Annotated in this window: 20 protein-coding genes; 11 read left to right on the top strand and 9 right to left on the bottom strand. The window is 64.7% G+C overall.

Annotated elements, in window-relative coordinates; genetic code table 11:
• Positions 1-14 precede the first annotated feature (14 nt).
• Together AC5QPF_RS25600 and AC5QPF_RS25595 are read right to left on the bottom strand one after the other, a co-directional pair.
• Positions 15-443 carry a DUF4398 domain-containing protein gene (locus AC5QPF_RS25600; protein WP_494960453.1) on the bottom strand — a complete coding sequence of 143 codons (429 nt, stop codon included), beginning with the start codon at positions 441-443 and terminating at the stop codon, positions 15-17.
• A 326-nt stretch (positions 444-769) separates the two neighbouring features.
• The gene (locus tag AC5QPF_RS25595) at positions 770-1,114 is read right to left on the bottom strand and encodes a pilin assembly protein (RefSeq protein ID WP_494960452.1); all 345 of its coding nucleotides are present in this window, start codon (positions 1,112-1,114) and stop codon (positions 770-772) included.
• A 129-nt stretch (positions 1,115-1,243) separates the two neighbouring features.
• Between AC5QPF_RS25595 and ppc the strand changes: the two genes are divergently transcribed.
• From ppc to AC5QPF_RS25560, 7 genes are all read left to right on the top strand, one after another.
• Entirely contained in the window at positions 1,244-3,871 is a 2,628-nt protein-coding gene (gene ppc / locus AC5QPF_RS25590) for a phosphoenolpyruvate carboxylase (protein ID WP_494960451.1), read from the top strand.
• A 266-nt stretch (positions 3,872-4,137) separates the two neighbouring features.
• A complete protein-coding gene (gene adk / locus AC5QPF_RS25585; RefSeq protein WP_009403268.1) occupies positions 4,138-4,785 on the top strand; it encodes an adenylate kinase in 648 nt (215 codons plus the stop codon).
• 183 nt (positions 4,786-4,968) lie between these two features.
• Positions 4,969-5,643: a tRNA (adenosine(37)-N6)-threonylcarbamoyltransferase complex dimerization subunit type 1 TsaB gene (gene tsaB, locus AC5QPF_RS25580; RefSeq protein WP_494960450.1), complete on the top strand. Its 675-nt coding sequence runs from the start codon at positions 4,969-4,971 to the stop codon at positions 5,641-5,643.
• Positions 5,644-5,772: 129 nt separating this feature from the next.
• Positions 5,773-6,057 carry a hypothetical protein gene (locus AC5QPF_RS25575; protein WP_494960449.1) on the top strand — a complete coding sequence of 95 codons (285 nt, stop codon included), beginning with the start codon at positions 5,773-5,775 and terminating at the stop codon, positions 6,055-6,057.
• Positions 6,058-6,061: 4 nt separating this feature from the next.
• Positions 6,062-6,931, top strand: a complete 870-nt coding sequence (locus AC5QPF_RS25570; RefSeq protein ID WP_494960448.1) for a DUF72 domain-containing protein — start codon at positions 6,062-6,064, stop codon at positions 6,929-6,931.
• Between the two features lie 30 nt (positions 6,932-6,961).
• A complete protein-coding gene (locus AC5QPF_RS25565; protein ID WP_494960447.1) occupies positions 6,962-7,792 on the top strand; it encodes an isocitrate lyase/phosphoenolpyruvate mutase family protein in 831 nt (276 codons plus the stop codon).
• 6 nt (positions 7,793-7,798) lie between these two features.
• The gene (locus AC5QPF_RS25560) at positions 7,799-8,491 is read left to right on the top strand and encodes an extensin family protein (protein ID WP_494960446.1); all 693 of its coding nucleotides are present in this window, start codon (positions 7,799-7,801) and stop codon (positions 8,489-8,491) included.
• Here AC5QPF_RS25560 and AC5QPF_RS25555 read toward each other — a convergent pair.
• The gene (locus tag AC5QPF_RS25555; RefSeq protein ID WP_494960445.1) at positions 8,488-9,108 is read right to left on the bottom strand and encodes an energy transducer TonB; all 621 of its coding nucleotides are present in this window, start codon (positions 9,106-9,108) and stop codon (positions 8,488-8,490) included. The genes AC5QPF_RS25560 and AC5QPF_RS25555 overlap by 4 nt on opposite strands.
• 92 nt (positions 9,109-9,200) lie before the next feature.
• Between AC5QPF_RS25555 and AC5QPF_RS25550 the strand changes: the two genes are divergently transcribed.
• Positions 9,201-9,980 carry a class I SAM-dependent methyltransferase gene (locus AC5QPF_RS25550; protein ID WP_494960444.1) on the top strand — a complete coding sequence of 260 codons (780 nt, stop codon included), beginning with the start codon at positions 9,201-9,203 and terminating at the stop codon, positions 9,978-9,980.
• A gap of 54 nt (positions 9,981-10,034) precedes the next feature.
• Here the strand turns inward: AC5QPF_RS25550 and AC5QPF_RS25545 are convergent, their stop codons facing one another.
• The 3 genes from AC5QPF_RS25545 to AC5QPF_RS25535 form a co-directional block, all read right to left on the bottom strand.
• On the bottom strand, positions 10,035-10,670 hold the full coding sequence (locus AC5QPF_RS25545) for a TetR/AcrR family transcriptional regulator C-terminal domain-containing protein (protein WP_494960443.1): 636 nt from the start codon (positions 10,668-10,670) through the stop codon (positions 10,035-10,037).
• A gap of 90 nt (positions 10,671-10,760) precedes the next feature.
• A complete protein-coding gene (locus tag AC5QPF_RS25540) occupies positions 10,761-10,964 on the bottom strand; it encodes a 2-hydroxymuconate tautomerase family protein (RefSeq protein WP_494960442.1) in 204 nt (67 codons plus the stop codon).
• A 31-nt stretch (positions 10,965-10,995) separates the two neighbouring features.
• Positions 10,996-11,727, bottom strand: coding sequence for an SDR family oxidoreductase (locus AC5QPF_RS25535; RefSeq protein WP_494960441.1), 732 nt, complete (start codon positions 11,725-11,727; stop codon positions 10,996-10,998).
• Positions 11,728-11,846: 119 nt separating this feature from the next.
• On the opposite strand from AC5QPF_RS25535, the gene AC5QPF_RS25530 reads away from it, so the two are divergent.
• On the top strand, positions 11,847-12,773 hold the full coding sequence (locus tag AC5QPF_RS25530) for a LysR substrate-binding domain-containing protein (RefSeq protein ID WP_494960440.1): 927 nt from the start codon (positions 11,847-11,849) through the stop codon (positions 12,771-12,773).
• A gap of 26 nt (positions 12,774-12,799) precedes the next feature.
• Here the strand turns inward: AC5QPF_RS25530 and AC5QPF_RS25525 are convergent, their stop codons facing one another.
• Positions 12,800-13,648, bottom strand: a complete 849-nt coding sequence (locus AC5QPF_RS25525; protein WP_494960439.1) for a DJ-1/PfpI family protein — start codon at positions 13,646-13,648, stop codon at positions 12,800-12,802.
• A gap of 16 nt (positions 13,649-13,664) precedes the next feature.
• The gene (locus AC5QPF_RS25520) at positions 13,665-13,970 is read right to left on the bottom strand and encodes an antibiotic biosynthesis monooxygenase (protein WP_494960438.1); all 306 of its coding nucleotides are present in this window, start codon (positions 13,968-13,970) and stop codon (positions 13,665-13,667) included.
• Positions 13,971-14,059: 89 nt separating this feature from the next.
• Here AC5QPF_RS25520 and AC5QPF_RS25515 point away from each other — a divergent pair, with 89 nt between their 5' ends.
• On the top strand, positions 14,060-14,968 hold the full coding sequence (locus AC5QPF_RS25515) for a LysR substrate-binding domain-containing protein (RefSeq protein WP_494960437.1): 909 nt from the start codon (positions 14,060-14,062) through the stop codon (positions 14,966-14,968).
• An 81-nt stretch (positions 14,969-15,049) separates the two neighbouring features.
• Here AC5QPF_RS25515 and AC5QPF_RS25510 read toward each other — a convergent pair whose 3' ends face one another.
• A complete protein-coding gene (locus AC5QPF_RS25510; protein ID WP_458980382.1) occupies positions 15,050-15,283 on the bottom strand; it encodes a type II toxin-antitoxin system Phd/YefM family antitoxin in 234 nt (77 codons plus the stop codon).
• Positions 15,284-15,556: 273 nt separating this feature from the next.
• On the opposite strand from AC5QPF_RS25510, the gene AC5QPF_RS25505 reads away from it, so the two are divergent.
• Positions 15,557-16,657: an efflux RND transporter periplasmic adaptor subunit gene (locus AC5QPF_RS25505; protein ID WP_494960436.1), complete on the top strand. Its 1,101-nt coding sequence runs from the start codon at positions 15,557-15,559 to the stop codon at positions 16,655-16,657.
• Positions 16,658-16,662: the final 5 nt, after the last annotated feature.

Here is a 16,662-nt window from a genome sequence, read left to right as displayed (position 1 = left end):
CGGGGCGGCGGCGCTTACGGCTGCGGCTGCATCGGGTCGGCAGCGCGCATGCCTTCCTCGCGCACGTCCTCTACGCCCTGGCGGGCATCTTGCAGGGCCTTCTGGGCTTTCATGGCCTGGGCCTTGCGCTCGGCGACGCGGGCATCCCACTCGGCCTGTTCGGCGAGGATCTTCGCTTCGTCATACTTCTTGTCATGCATGGCTATTTCGGCCTGCTTGAACTTGTCCTGCGCGGCTTTCATTTCCACGGCGGCATATTCGGTGCCACCGGCGCTGACGGCCGAGTTCACCGCCGACTGGGTCACGGCGTACTGCTCGGTAGGTGGCTTGCCAGCGCAACCGGCCAGAACCAGGCTGCTGCCCAGGGCCAGGGCGGCCAGTTTGATCCCGCGCAGTTGGAACGGGGATTTCTCGATGCGGGTCTTCATGGTGGTCAACTCCATTGGATCACTCCTGATGAACGACGAGGTCCGTAACAGTCCATCGACACGCCTCACCGGATCAGGGCCCGGGAGGTGATTTTGCCGTAGTGGCTAATGGCTCGGAGTCGCGCGTTTTCGCAAAAGTTCAGAAAAAGTGCCGCTTGATGACGACTTTTTCTGACTGATCGGTCAGTGGAGAAGAGCGGGAACTTTTACGGTGATGGAGGGGTATTCGGGGATTTCCAGGCTAGCAAAAAACCTGTGGGAGCGGGTGTTACCCGCGATTGCGATAGTGAATCCACCACCATCATCGCGGGTGAACCCGCTCCCACAGGAGGGACAATGCGTCAATGAGTTGGTGCGTTCTTGCCGCTGCTCAGCGCATGCAGATGCTGCCGCGACAGCGCCAGGAAACGCGGGGTCGGGCCGACATCTTCATACAACGGATCGCCTTCCTCGTCGGTGGCGATCACCTGCTGTCCCTGGACGTAGGGGAAGCTGGCCTCCAGCTCTTCCAGCGCTGCGCCGAGCAGTTCGCCGAGTAGCTCTTCAGGGCTGCGTTTTGGGTACATCTCGGCCAGCGCGGCCAGGCGCGCCGTCGCTTCGACATCCAGGTACAAGGTGTGTCCGGTGGGGCTCAGGCGGCCTTTGGCGTTCTGTTCCCAGGACTGCACAAGTTCACGAATTTTCATGATGCCCTCCGTAAATCCATTGGGACTGGTTAAAGCGTAGCCAGTTCGCTCGCGCCCGTGCCTTGAAAGCACCACCGGTAGTGGGGCACTCTGCAAGAAAAGCGGTTTTTCCAGGGTATGGAGAAGGTGATGACCGATATCGATGTGCGCTTGCGGGAAGATGTCCATCTGTTGGGCGAGCTATTGGGAGATACCGTGCGCGAGCAGCACGGCGAAGCCTTCCTGCAGAAGATCGAGGCGATTCGCCACAGCGCCAAGGCCGATCGCAGTGGCGGCGAGGAACAGCTGAGCTCGACCCTCGCAGACCTCGCCGACGACGAGTTGCTGCCAGTGGCCCGGGCCTTCAATCAGTTTCTTAACCTGGCCAACATCGCCGAGCAGTACCAGTTGATCCGTCGCCGCGATGCCGAGCAGCCCGAACCGTTCGAGGCCCGGGTACTGCCGGAACTGCTGGCCCGCCTCAAGGCCGCTGGCCACAGTGACGACGCGCTGGCCCGCCAGTTGGGCAAGCTGAATATCGAACTGGTGTTGACCGCTCACCCCACCGAAGTGGCGCGGCGCACCCTGATCCAGAAATACGACGCCATCGCTGCGCAACTGGCCGCCCAGGACCATCGCGACCTGACCCCCGCTGAGCGCGAGCAGGTCCGTGAACGCTTGCAAAGGCTGATCGCCGAGGCCTGGCACACCGAGGAAATCCGCCGTACACGACCGACCCCGGTGGACGAGGCAAAATGGGGCTTCGCCGTGATCGAGCATTCTCTCTGGCACGCCATCCCCAGCCATCTGCGCAAGGCGGACCAGGCCCTGCATGCCGCCACCGGCCTGCGCCTGCCGCTGGAAGCAGCGCCGATCCGCTTCGCCTCGTGGATGGGCGGCGACCGTGATGGCAACCCCAATGTCACCGCCGCTGTAACCCGCGAGGTGCTGTTGCTGGCGCGCTGGATGGCCGCCGACCTGTTCCTGCGCGACGTGCATTCCCTGGCCGCCGAATTGTCGATGCAGCAGGCCAGTCCTGCATTGCGGGCCAAGGTCGGCGACTGCGCCGAGCCTTACCGCGCGGTGCTCAAGCCGCTGCGCGAACGCCTGCGCGAGACCCGCGCCTGGGCCCAGGCCGCCCTGACCACGCCTCAGGTGCCCGGCCCGCAGGTGTTGCAGGACAACCGCGAGCTGTTCGAACCCTTGCACCTGTGCTTCGAATCCCTGCATGAATGCGGCATGGGCGTGATCGCCGATGGCCCGTTGCTGGACTGCCTGCGCCGCGCCGTGACCTTCGGCCTGTTCCTGGTCCGCCTCGATGTGCGCCAGGACTCGTCCCGGCACAGCGCCGCCCTCAGCGAAATCACCGATTACCTGGGCCTGGGCCGCTACGGGGAGTGGGGCGAAGACACCCGCATCGATTTCCTCCAGCGTGAGCTGCAAAGCCGCAGGCCGTTGCTGCCGGCGCACTTCAAGCCGCAGGCCGACACCGCCGAGGTGCTGGCCACCTGTCGTGAGATTGCCGCAGCGCCAGCGGCCTCACTGGGTTCTTACGTGATCTCCATGGCTGGCGCCGCCTCCGATGTACTGGCGGTACAACTGCTGCTCAAGGAAGCCGGCCTGCTGCGGCCGATGCGCGTGGTGCCGCTGTTCGAGACGCTTGCCGACCTGGATAACGCCGGCCCGGTGATGCAGCGTCTGCTCGGCCTGCCGGGCTATCGCGCCGGTCTGCACGGCCCGCAGGAAGTGATGATCGGCTATTCCGACTCGGCCAAGGACGCCGGCACCACCGCCGCAGCCTGGGCGCAGTACCGGGCCCAGGAAACCCTGGTGCAGATCTGCCGCGAGCAGGAGGTCGAGCTGCTGCTGTTCCATGGTCGCGGTGGCACCGTCGGGCGTGGCGGTGGTCCGGCCCATGCGGCGATCCTGTCACAGCCGCCGGGCTCGGTGGCCGGGCGTTTCCGTACCACCGAACAGGGCGAGATGATCCGCTTCAAGTTCGGCCTGCCGGATATCGCCGAGCAGAACCTCAACCTCTACCTGGCCGCCGTGCTCGAAGCCACCTTGCTGCCGCCGCCACCGCCGCAGCCGGCCTGGCGCGAGCTGATGGACCAACTGGCCGCCGACGGGGTGAAGACCTACCGCGGCGTGGTGCGGGAGAACCCGGACTTCGTCGAGTATTTCCGCCAGTCCACCCCTGAGCAGGAGCTTGGCCGCCTGCCGCTGGGCAGCCGCCCGGCCAAGCGCCGCGCCGGCGGTATCGAGAGCCTGCGGGCGATCCCGTGGATCTTCGGCTGGACCCAGACCCGCCTGATGCTGCCGGCCTGGCTCGGCTGGGAAGCGGCGCTGAACAACGCCCTGGCCCGCGGCCAGGGGCCACTGCTGGCACAGATGCGCGAGGAGTGGCCGTTCTTCCGCACCCGCATCGACATGCTGGAGATGGTGCTGGCCAAGGCCGACGCGGACATCGCCCGCTTCTACGACGAACGTCTGGTGCAACCGGAACTGCGACCTTTGGGTGAACATCTGCGCGACCTATTGTCGCAGGCGTGCCAGGTGGTGCTGGGCCTGACCGGCCAGCCGGTGCTACTGGCACACAGCCCGGCGACCCTGGAGTTCATTCGCCTGCGCAACACCTACCTGGACCCGCTGCACCTGCTCCAGGCCGAACTGCTGGCCCGCTCGCGGGAGCGCGAAGCCGCTCTGGACAGCCCGTTGGAGCAGGCCCTGCTGGTCACCGTGGCGGGTATCGCGGCAGGCTTGCGCAACACAGGCTGAGTGTCAGATGGATAGTTTTGGGGAGTCAGATGGCTCCCCAAAACTCGTAGGAAATGCCTGTCTGAATAGTCGGTTGCGCTGGGCGCAACCTGTATACACCGTGGCTTCGTGTCGCAGGTTTTTCCGACTTTCGACCGCTTGTATGGTCCCGGTGCGCTGTGTATCTTGGGCAGCCTTTTGACCGATTTATGGTCATCGCCCGATTTCCTGCGATTCGCCAATCCTGCGAATCCATTGATTTGCTTATAAAAAATGAGGAGCACAAGATGCGCGTAATTCTGCTGGGAGCTCCCGGGGCCGGTAAAGGTACTCAGGCAAAGTTCATCACCGAGAAGTTCGGTATTCCGCAGATCTCGACCGGCGACATGTTGCGTGCCGCGGTCAAGGCCGGCACTCCGCTGGGCCTGGAAGCCAAGGCCGTGATGGATGCTGGCAAACTGGTCTCCGACGACCTGATCATCAACCTGGTCAAGGACCGTATCGCTCAGCCAGACTGCGCCAACGGTTTCCTGTTCGACGGTTTCCCGCGCACCATTCCTCAAGCTGAAGCCATGGTTGCCGCTGGCGTCTCGCTGGATGCCGTGGTCGAGATCGCTGTCGACGACGAAGAGATCGTCCAGCGTATCGCCGGTCGCCGCGTGCACCTGGACTCCGGTCGCGTCTACCACGTGGTCTACAACCCGCCGAAGGTTGAAGGCAAGGACGACGTCACCGGTGAGGACCTGATCCAGCGTCCTGACGACAACGAAGAAACCGTACGTGGCCGCCTGAAGGTCTACCACGAGCAGACCAAGCCGCTGGTGGACTTCTACCAGAAGCTGGAAGCCGCCAACGGCAAACCGAAGGTCAGCCACATTCCTGGCGTCGGTTCGGTCGAAGCCATCACCGCCAAGGTGCTGGCAGCCCTGAGCTGATCCCCGCCTCGTATCGCCAACGGCCCGCTTGCGGGCCGTTGTCATTTCCAGCTGCAAGCCATAAGTCTCAAGCTGCAAGAAAAAGCAGCGCCTACGCAGGCTGGCTTCTTCTCATGGCTTGCCGCTTGGAGCTTGAAACTGCGGTTATAATGCCGCTCTTTTTTCTCTCGCCTGGAACCCCCGATGACCACCTTGCTGGCCCTGGATACCGCCACTGAAGCCTGCTCCGTTGCCTTGCTGCACGATGGCAAGATCACGAGCCACTACGAGGTGGCCCCGCGCCTGCATGCCCAGAAACTGCTGCCGATGATCCAGGTCCTGCTCGCCGAGGCCGGTGTTGCCCTGAGGGATGTCGATGCCATCGCCTTTGGTCGCGGACCGGGCGCCTTCACCGGCGTGCGCATCGCCATCGGCGTGGTCCAGGGCCTGGCCTTCGCTCTTGAGCGTCCGGTGCTGCCGGTGTCCAACCTGGCGGTGCTGGCCCAGCGTGCCTTGCGTGAGCATGGCGTGCACCGTGTGGCGGCTGCCATCGATGCGCGAATGGACGAAGTCTATTGGGGCTGCTATGAGGAAGTAGAAGGGGAGATGCGTTTGCAGGGTGCCGAAGCGGTATTGCCGCCCGAGCAGGTCGCGCTTCCCGCCGGTGCGGGCGGTCCATGGTTTGGCGCCGGTACCGGCTGGGGCTACGCGGAGCGTCTGGCGGTCAAGGTGGATGCCCAGGATGCCAGTATGCTGCCTGATGCGCTGGACCTGCTGACCCTGGCGAAATTCGCCTGGGATCGCGGTGAAAGTGTGCCGGCGGAACAGGCCCAGCCTGTTTACCTGCGCGACAAGGTGGCCACGCCCAAGAAGGGCTGATGACCTCCGGTCGGTTATCGCCGTTTGCCGTAAACCAAATTGTGTATATGTGGTCCAGTTATCAGTAGCGCATTTGCAAGGGAACTCAGGTGCCGCTAAATTGCCATCATCGGCCCTGAGTACATCTGCATGCGTATCGACGGCTTTTCCTCATCGAGTTACCCGCTCAAGCGTCCCCAGCGCAAGGGGCCGGTGCGCGTGGAAGAGTCGGATGACGACATCGTCGCCGAGGTCGAGGCACAACCGGCCAGCAACGCCCAACGCAGCACGCCCAACCTGCCGGCCCGGCCGCAGGACATGATCTTCCCCCGTGCACGCGACCGGCGCACCGCCGGTGCCCTGGCCAGCTACCTGACCACGGCCGGCTTCGTCGATTGGGAGATGGAAGTACTGGGGCTGGATCTGTACATTTGAGCCAATGAGCTCACTATCCCTGCCTTATTTCCTCGGTTGTCCCTCCTGGAGCGAAAACGCCTGGCGCGACTACCTGTATCCCGCCGACGCGAAAAGCACCGACTTCCTTGGCCTCTACTGCCAGGTCTTCAATGCTGTCGAAGGCAATACCACCTTCTATGCGCGGCCCGCGCCGGCCACGGTCGAGCGTTGGGCGCAGATCATGCCGGCGCACTTCCGTTTCACCGCCAAGTTTCCCGGTGACATCAGCCATAGCGGTGACCTCCACGCGCAGCTGGAAGCCGCCCGCAGCTTCGTGCAACTGCTCAAGCCCCTTGGCGGCCGGGTAGCGCCGTACTGGCTGCAACTGCCGGCGAGCTTCGGCCCGGCGCGCCTGGGCGAACTGCTGCACTTTGTCGACGAGATCGGCGTGCCGGTGGCGGTCGAGGTGCGCAACGACGCCTTCTTTGCCAAGGGCGAGGAGGAGCGCCAGCTCAACCGCCTGCTGCATGAGCGCGGTATAGAACGCATCTGCCTCGACCCGCGGGCACTGTTCAGTTGTACTTCCCGCGAGGCCAGCGTGCTGCACGCCCAATCCAAGAAGCCCCGGGTGCCACCGCGGCCGACGGCGTTCAGCCAGAACCCGCAGGTGCGCTTCATCGGTCACCCCGAACTCGAGGCCAATGAACCTTTCCTCCTGCCGTGGCTGGACAAGGTCGCCGCCTGGATCGAGGAAGGGCGCAGCCCCTATGTTTTTCTGCATACCGCCGACAACCGCCTGGCCGCAGCCCTGGCCCAGCGTTTCCATCGTGGCCTGATGGAACGCCTGCCGGGGCTGCCGACCCTGCATGAACCCGAGCGGGGGCCGGAGGTCGAACAACTCGGCCTGCTGTGATTTCCCGCCGTCTGCCCTGGGAGTTCCACCATGGATGTGCAAACCCTGCGTGCCGAAGCCTTCAAAGCGCTACATGAGCGCCCCGGTACCTTCGTGATTCCCAATCCCTGGGATGCCGGCTCGGCGAAGATGCTCGCCAGCCTCGGCTTCGAGGCCCTGGCCACCAGCAGCGCCGGCCTGGCGTTTTCCCTTGGCCGGCCGGATGCCGAAGGTGCCATCAGTCGCGACGAGACCCTGGCCAATGCCGCCGCCATCGTCGATGCCACGGCCTTGCCGGTGGCTGCGGACCTGGAGAACGGCTTCAGCGATGACCCGGCCGGCTGCCACGAAACCATCCTGCAGGCGGCGCGGGCCGGTCTGGTGGGTGGCTCCATCGAGGACGCCACGGGGCGCAGCGAGGAGCCGATCTACAACTTCCATCGTGCCGTGGAGCGGGTCGAGGCCGCCGTGGCTGCCGCCCGCAGCCTGGACTTTCCCTTCATGCTCTGTGCCCGCGCGGAAAACCTGCTGCATGGGCGCAATGACCTGGACGACACCATCGCCCGCCTGCAGGCCTTCGCCGAGGCTGGCGCCGATGTGCTCTACGCCCCGGGCCTGCGCACGGCGGAGGATATCCAGCGGGTGGTCAAGGCGGTGGCGCCGAAGCCGGTCAACGTGTTGATGGGGCTGGCCGGGGTGAACCTGGGCTTTGCTGACCTGGAGGCGCTGGGAGTGAAGCGCATCAGCGTGGGGTCGTCCCTGGCCCGGGTCGCCTATGGCGCTTTCTTCGAGGCGGCCACGCGGATTCGCGGGGAAGGGCGCTTCGACCATGGGGACAAGGCGCTGTCGTTCGACCAGCTCAACACCCTGTTCCGGCGCTGAGCCTCCATGCGCTACGGCGGACTGGTGCTGTTGACGGTGCTGGCCGGCGTGGCGCTGTTCGGCTGGCGGCAGGGCTGGCGCCTGCCGGACCAGTGGAATCCCTGGGCGCCGCTGGATGTGCGCCAGCCGCCCAACCTGCTGACCTCATGGAAGCTTGGCCGGCTGCGCGACGACCCACAGTTGTGCGCCGCTGCCCTGGCCACCTCCGATCTGCGCTACAGCCCGCAGGCCGATACTCCCGCCGATGCCAGGTGCCCCTTGACCAACGTGGTGCGGGTGCAGGGCGCGGCGGTGCGCCTTAGCAGCAGCTTTCTCGCCACCTGCCCGGTTGCCGTGGCCTTCGCCCTGTTCGAACGGCATGCGCTGCAGCCCGCAGCGCAACAAGTCTTCGGACAGCCCGTGGTGCAGGTCGACCATCTAGGCAGCTATGCCTGTCGCAACGTCTACAACCGTGCCGACGGGCGCCTGAGCCAGCACGCCACGGCCAATGCGCTGGATATCGCCGGTTTTCGCCTGAAGGATGGCCAGAGGATCGAACTGCAAAGGGACTGGAGTGGCGACGGCGCGAAGGCACGCTTTCTCCGCCAGGTGCGCGATGGCGCCTGCGAGAGCTTCAATACGGTATTGGGGCCGGACTACAACGCGGCGCACCATAACCACTTCCACCTGGACATGGGTCGCTGGAGGGTTTGTCGTTAGGCAGCGATACGCACGTTATTCAGTACAACCGGACGCGCCCACTGGATATCGAAGTCCAGGTCATGCTGCTGCTTGGCCAGGGTGGCTTCGTCGAACGGCTCCGCTGCCGGATCCAGCAGCTTGCGTTCCAGTTCGGCGATCGGCAGGTGCAGCGGATAGGACGCTGGCGCCGGGCCCGGCTCGGGATGCGGATGCCCCTGGCTCATGACTACCGGGCGAACCCAGCTGTTGCTGATATCCAGCTGGCGCTGCTGCTCGATCAGTTCGGCGGCGCTGAAGGGTGGAGCGGGTTTGTCCAGCAGGTCCAGTTCGAACTCGGCGATCGGCAGGAACAGCGGCTCCGGCGGTGCGACTTCGGTGTCCGTGACATTGCACAGGCGCTGGCTCTGGATCTGCGCCAGGGTCTGGCTGCCGGTGATCGGCTCGCCGGTCTCGACATCCACTTCCTCAACCGGCAGCGGCTCGCGCACCACGCCTTCTTCCTGCTGCGCGGCCAGGGCGCGGGCGAAGAAGTCCTGCCACAGGTGGCTGACGCCGCCCAGGGCCTGGGTGTTGTGGCGGCTGTAGTCACCGACGGGTGACAGGTAGCCTGAGGGAAGTTGAAGAATCTCTGACATCGGAGTCGAAGAGCTCTGGCAAAATGGCGCGTACTTTGTGTATCGGGCCATGGGCGTCGATCTTTAACTTTTTTTGCAGCAGGAAGGTGAGTGTGGAGCAGCAGGTCGAAGGCGGTATCCGGGTCGAGGCACTGACCGCCGACTATCAGGCGCGGGCCGAGGAATGGGCGGCGCGGCTGGGCTTGCCGCTGCACGACGAGACGGCTGCCTTTGCCGTGCAGGTCGGCCCCGATGGCTTGCAGATCCAGCAGCTCGGCCCGCAGGCGCCGGGGCCGGTGCGGGTCGACTTCCTCGAAGGCGGTGCCGCCCATCGCCGTCTGTATGGCGGCGGTGCCGGGCAGATGATCGCCAAGGCGGTGGGCATTGCCCAGGGCGTGCGCCCGCGGGTGCTGGATGCCACGGCGGGGTTGGGCAAGGATGCGTTCGTGCTGGCCACGCTGGGCTGCGACATGCAGTTGATCGAGCGCCAGCCGCTGGTGGCGGCGTTGCTGGAGGATGGATTGGCGCGGGCGGCCGGGGATGACGAAGTGGGGCCGATCGTCGCGCGGATGCGGTTGCTGCACGGCAATTCCATCGAGACCATGCGCAACTGGCAGGGTGAGCCGCCGCAGGTGGTCTATCTCGATCCGATGTTCCCGCACCGGGACAAGAGTGCCCTGGTGAAGAAGGAAATGCGCGTGTTCCGCCCGCTGGTGGGGGATGACCTGGATGCGCCGGCGCTGCTGGAGGCCGCGCTGGCCCTGGCGACGCATCGGGTGGTGGTCAAGCGCCCGCGCAAGGCGCCGATCATCGAGGGGGCGAAGCCGAGTCATAGCCTGGAGGGGAAATCCAGCCGGTATGACATCTATCCGAAGAAGGCCCTGAAGCCTTGATCCAAAGCTGTGGGAGCGGGGCCCCGCTGAGTCAATGGGTTCCGCGTCGTTCAATCAGGCGCGGTACGCCCGCAGGAACAACTCCACCACCTCCCGCACATGCACCTCGGCGGCCTCCGTCGTCAACGGTTCCCCGCACCCCAGCAACAGCCGGAAATTCGCCCCGCCCTTGAGCAGGCAGAAGAAATGCTCTGCCGCCGTAGACGGATTTGCAATCCGCAGCATGCCGCGATCATTGGCCAGGCGCAGCAGCGCTTCCGTCTCGCCGAGGATCCGCTGCGGCCCCGCTTCGTAGAAGATCTGACCCAACTGCGGATCCTGCGGCCCCTGGGTGATGATCAGGCGGTGCAGCTTGATCGAGTGATCGCTGTTGATCAGCACCTGGAAACCCCGGCCGATATTCATCAGCACCTGCTCCAGCGGCATGCCTTCGGGCAGTTCGAAGATCAGCCCTGGCAACTGCGCCTGGCAGGTGGCGAGGATGGCCTCGGTGAACAGGTTTTCCTTGTCGTTGAAGTGACTGTAGACCGTCAGTTTCGATACACCTGCCGCTGTCGCGACCGCATCCATGCTGGTGTTGGCATAGCCATTGGTGAGAAACAGCTCCTTGGCGGCTTCGAGAATGGCGTGGCGCTTGGCCAGGTCCTTGGGCCGTCCTGGGCCGCTGGATACGGTGGGATCTTGGGGCATGGGGCACTTTTACAGGTTTTGAAGCGGTAGATAGTACAACGTTACCGGGTGGACGCCATCGCGGGCATTGCCCGCGATGGTCCCCGACCGCTATCCCTCCTTGCTGCGATATTCCGTGGTGGTCATCCCCGCGTACCCCCAGTTATCGGTGTCCACCTCCTCGATCACGATATGGGTCAGGTCCGGCCGCTTGCCTAGGACCCGTTCCAGGGTCTCGGTGAATTCCCGGATGACCTGGGCTTTCTGTTCCCGGGTCACTCCGTCGCGGGTGATGCGAAGGCTTACGAAAGGCATGTCGTGCGCTCCTGTGTGATGGGTTGTCCGCTTACCACTTGCCTGCGCTCATGCCGCCATCCACCGGTAGGACCGCGCCGGTGGTGAAGTCGGCATCCGCCAGGTACAGCACTGCGTCAACGATGTCTTCGATGCGCCCGATCCGGCCGCTGGGTTGCAGGCCGGCGAGGAAGCCGTGGATCGCCGGATCGTGCATCGGCGTCTCGATGATGCCGGGCGCTACCGCGTTGACCTGGATGTTGTGCGGCGACAGCTCCAGGGCCAGGGCACGGGTCATCTGGTTGAGACCGCCCTTGATCAGCACCGGCAGCGCCGCCGGCACCGCCAGGTTGGCTTGCAAGGCCACGGCCGCGGTGATGTTGACGATATGGCCCTGCTGACGCTCGATCATGTGCCGCGCTGCGACCTGCGAAGCGTAGACCACGCCCTTGAGGTTGGTTTCCAGCAGGCTCTCCAGCTCCACCGGGGTGTAGTCGGTGAAAGGCTTGGGCAGGAAGAAGCCGGCGTTGTTGACCAGCACGTCGACCGCGCCGAAGGTTTCGATCGCTGCCTTGAACAGCTGTTCCGCGGTCTCCGGCCGGGCGATGTCACCGGCGACACCGATGTAGTTCGCCGGGTTGCCCAGCGCCAGCTTGCTCTGCCACATCCGTTCCTCGCTGCGGGCATTGCCCACGACGTTGTAGCCGCGCGCCAGGAAAGCCCGGGCCAGGCCCAGGCCGATACCGCTGGAAGTGCCAGTGATCACGACGGTCTGCTTGCTCATGATGTTTCTCCGCAAAGGTTTCGAAAGGGTGATCAGCGCGCTGTGGCAGCCACTATATTTTTGCGGTGGAAAGGGATAAACAGACCTTCGAGCACTTCAGTTGATACATGGTGTAATCAATGGCGAAACGACAATTCGACGATGTGCTGCTGGGCAGCATCGAGCTGTTCTGCCTGGCAGCGGAGGAAGGCAGCTTCACGGCGGCGGCGCTGTCCGCGGGGGTGACGCCGGCGGCGGTGAGCCGCTCGGTGGCCCGCCTGGAAGAGCGTCTTGGCGTGCGCCTGTTCGTCCGCACCACCCGCAGCATCCGCCTGACCGAAGGCGGGCGCAGCTACTACGAGCAATGCCGGCAGGCCTTGACTCAACTGGTCGAGGCCGAGCGCGGCGTGATGGGGCGGCAACTGGAGCCGACGGGCACCCTGCGCATCAGCCTGCCCACCACCTACGGTCATCACCGCATCCTGCCGCTGCTGGCGGAGTTTCGTGGGCGCTATCCGAAGGTCAGCGTCGATATCCACTTGAGCAATCGCAATATCGATTTCGTCGGCGAAGGCTATGACGCGGCCATCCGCGTGCGTGCGCAGCCGGACTCGACGCTGATCGCGCGGCTGCTGGAAGACGCCGCGCTGGTGGTGATCGCAACGCCCGAATACCTGGCCCGGGTTGGCGAGCCGGTGTCGCTGGCGGAGCTGGAGCGGCACGAATGCATCCAGTTCGAACTGCCCAGCAGCGGGCGGCGTATCAGTTGGCTGTTCCATGAGGACGGCGAGCCGCGGGAGATTCTCGGCGAGGGTGGCTATGTCTGCTCCGACGATGTGCTTGGCGGCGTGACCCTGGCCAAGAGTGGCGCGGGGTTGTTCCAGACCTATCGCTTCATCGTCGAGCGCGAACTGGCGGACGGGACGCTGGTGGAGGTGCTGAAGGACTTCGGCGGGCGCTCGCGGCCGTTCAGCCTGCTGTACCCGCATGGCCGGCACGTGCCGCTGCGGCTGCGGGCGTTCATCGACTTCCTGATGGAGAAGAGGGGCGCCTGGGAGAGCGCTTGAGCCCGCTCCCACAGGTTTCCGCCAAGTCAGTGGGACTTGGCTTCACTCAGCTTGCTGACCAACGCCTTGCCCAGTTCATGGTCGGAAAACGGGTTCTGCCCGGTAATCAGTTCCCTATCCACCACCACGTTCGGACTCCAGGCCTGGGCATAGCTCATGTTGCCACCTGCGCCCTCCATCGCCCTGGCCGGGTAGAACAGGATGCGATCGCCATTCAATGAGCTTTCGAACACCTGCTCTTCGGCGTCGGCGAAGATGGTCATGCGATAGCCCTGGTAGATCCAGTCCTTGGCGGCCGGCTTTTCGCCCCGCGCCAGCGCTGCCTGGTAGGCCGCCGGATCGGCCTGGGCCGAAAGCAGGGAAATCGGGCCGTGGCAGATCGCCGCGGTCGGCTTGCCGGCCTGGTGGAAGTGTCGCAGCAGGGCGCCGACCTCCGGGTTGTTGGCAAGGTCGATCAGCGGTGCGTGACCGCCGGGGATCAGCAAGCCAGCGTAGTGATCCAGGTCGCCGGCGAGCACTTCCTTGAGCGACAGGGTGTCGTCGATGCCCGGCAGGCTCGCCACCAGTTTCTGGATGCGCTTCATCTCCGTGGCGTCACCCGCGAAGTACTGCGGGTCCACCGAGCGCTCGTCGACGCTCGGCGCATTGCCCTTCGGCGTCACCAGCACCAGCTTGTAGCCGGCCTTGAGCAGATGGTCGGCGGGTACGCCGAATTCGTTGAGGTAGTAACCGGTGGCGTATTGCTTGCCATCGTTCAGCGGCAGGCGGTTTTCGCTGGACAGCAGTACCAGCACTTCGCCCTTGGGCGCGGCGGTGGCGGACGCGGAAAGCAGGGCGCCGGCGACTGCCATCGCCAGTCGGGTGGTCTTGGTCATGAGAAAGGTCCTGAAATCAGTTGAGCGGGGCAATGTCCAGCGCACGGGCGAGGCGAACCTCGGTGGGCGCGGCCAGCCAGGCGGCGGTGGTGCTCCGGTAGTGCTGGTAGTGGGCACTCTGGCGATGGGCGTCCACGGCGGCGTCATCGACATAGAGTTCGAACAGGTCGAATGCCAGGGCCTCGCCTTGGCGGATAAACAGGTCGTAGCGCAGGTTGCCCGGTTCGGCGCGGGACTGCCGGACCATCGTCCGCAGGGCTTGCTCCACCTGGTCACGGTGTTCGGCTTGGGGGTAGATGCTGGCGAAGATGCTGATGCTCATGAGAGGGCTCCCGAGGGTCGATGGACGTCATCTTCCGACAGTCACTATGATTCGGGAATTCGAAAGCCTTTATCACAGTCTTCCAAAAAATGAATATCGCCAGGAAAGATCTCAACCTGCTGCTGGTCTTCCATGTGCTGTACCAGGAGCGCAATGCCTCGGTCGCCGCCGAGCGCATGTCCCTCAGCCAGCCCGCGCTGAGCCACAAGCTGAACAAGCTGCGCCATCAGTTTGGCGATCCGCTGTTCGTCCGCGCACCCCGCGGGCTGACGCCGACGCCCCGGGCCCATGAACTGGCGCCGCGGGTGCAGCAACTGGTGGGAGACCTGGAAGCCTTCTACGACTTGTGCGACGGCCAGGACTTCCTCGCCCGTGCCGAGCGCCTGCACCTCTACAGCACCGACTACATGGAGCAGATCCTGCTGCCGCGACTGTTGCCGGTGCTGCGCAGGGAGGCGCCGAACCTGGTGCTGATCACCCACAACACTCGCGGCGCGCTGCCCCGGGAAGAGCTGGAAAAGGGCACCTGCGACCTGGCCATCGCCGGTTTCTACACCGACCTGCCGGAGACGTTTCACCAGCAGCGGTTGCTCGGCGAGGATTTCGTCGTGCTTGCCTCCGGGGGCAATCCTCGCCTGGCCAAGGGGCTGGATCTGCAGGCGTTCATCGACTGCGAACACCTGATCACCACGCTGACCGGTGATCTCGATGGCCTGGTGGACCGGGCATTGAAGGCGAGGGGGCTGGAGCGTCGGGTGGTGGCGGGGCTTTCCAGCTTCATCGCACCCACCCGGCTGGTGCGGGGTACCGATCTGCTGCTGACCTGCCTGCGCTCGTTGGCCGAGGAAGCGGTGGCACGGGATCCTGACCTGAGTCTGCACCCGTTGCCACTGGAGCTGCCGCAGGTGGAAGTGATGCAGATCTGGCATGCGCGGACCCACGGGGACCGCTTGCGGAGCTGGTTCCGGCAGCGGGTGTTCGAGTCGTTGCAGGGGTAGTTCTTCAAACTAAACACCCTGCCGGAGCCGGGTGTCAGTCAGATGCGCCACGTGGCAGCCTTGTAGACTTCGTCATCGCGCCTACTTGAAGCGAGCCTCCATGTCCTCGAGGCTCACCGTTTTCTCTTCGTCCAGTGTGGAAAGCCGGTCGATGGCCTTGCGCTCGGCGCGCAGGTCGTCGAGTTCATCCTGGAGTGCCTGGAATGCTGCGACGCCCATCAATACGGCCGCTGGCTCGTTGTCCTTGAAAATCACCAGATGGGAGACCTTCCCACTGGTAACTTCCTTCAATTTCGCACTGAAGCCGCGAACCATCGCGGTAGCAGACACCGCCTGCTCGGCACGGTCAAGAAGTGCACTCATGGCTTTTGCCTCAATTTGTTTGCTCGGGCTGTCACCACGGGCGGGTGACGCATGGGGTGCAGTATATGCAATGTAATGCGTAAAACAATACATCTATGAATCGCCTGATCTCTCTTCGAGAGGCTGTGGCGAAGTGCCAATCGCCACCTTTCGCAACGCAACACACTGATTTAATATACCCGCCAGTCTAAAAATTCGAAGCACCCTCGCGAAAGGTCATTTCCCATGTTGCGCCATGCCTTGCCCATCGCTCTGCCCGCCGTCCTGGCCGCGCTGTTGTCCGCTTGCGGACAGGAAAGCGTCCCGCCCACCGTCATCCGCCCCGCCATGGTGGTGCAGCCGCAGCCGGCCTCGGCGGCAGTGGACAGCTACCCCGGCGAGGTGCGTGCGCGCTTCGAGCCGGAGCTGGCGTTTCGCATCGGCGGCAAGGTGAGCAAGCGCCTGGTGGAAGAGGGGCAGCGGGTCAAGGCTGACCAGCCGCTGGCCGAACTGGACCCGCAAGACGTGCGCCTGCAACTGGAGGCCACCCGCGCCCAGGTCGCCGCTGCCGAGGCCAACCTGAGCCTGGTGCAGGCCGAGCGTGATCGCTACAAGAAGCTGCTGGACCGGCAGATGGTCAGCCACTCCCAGTACGACAACGCGGAAAATCTCTACCGCGCCGGCCAGGCGCGGCTCAAGCAGATGCGCGCCGAGTTCGATGTGGCCGGCAACCAGGCGGGTTATTCGGTACTGCGTGCCTCTCAGGACGGCGTGGTGTCCAAGCGCCAGGTGGAAGTCGGCCAGGTAGTGGCCGCCGGACAGACCGTGTTCACCCTCGCCGCCGACGGCGAGCGTGAGGTACTGATCAGCCTGCCAGAGCAGAATTTCGGCCGCTTCACCGTGGGCCAGCCGGTCGCCGTGGAACTCTGGTCGCAACCGGGCCAGCGCTTCGACGGACGCATCCGCGAGCTGTCGCCCGCCGCCGACCCGCGCTCGCGTACCTTCGCCGCGCGTATCGCCTTCAACACCGGCAAGGTCCCGGCCGAACTGGGTCAGAGCGCGCGGGTGTTCATCCAGCACGCCGAGCAGATTCCCCTGGCGGTGCCGCTCTCGGCACTCAGTGCGGAGAACGGCAAGACCTATGTCTGGCGCGTCGACGGCAACAACACGCTGCAGCGCGTCCCGGTGCGGGTCGGTGCCTATGGCCAGGACAGCGTGCCGGTGCTCGAAGGCCTCAGTGCCTCGGACTGGGTGGTCGCCGCCGGTGGCCACGTGCTGCACGAAGGACAACAGGTGCGGCCGGTGGACCAGTCCAATCGCACGGTGAATCTGGCGGCCAAGGAGTAAGTCCC

This window comes from Pseudomonas sp. Con_6 (assembly GCF_059379395.1).
Note: the sequence above shows the minus strand (reverse complement) of the source record. Positions and strands in the feature narration are given on the sequence as shown.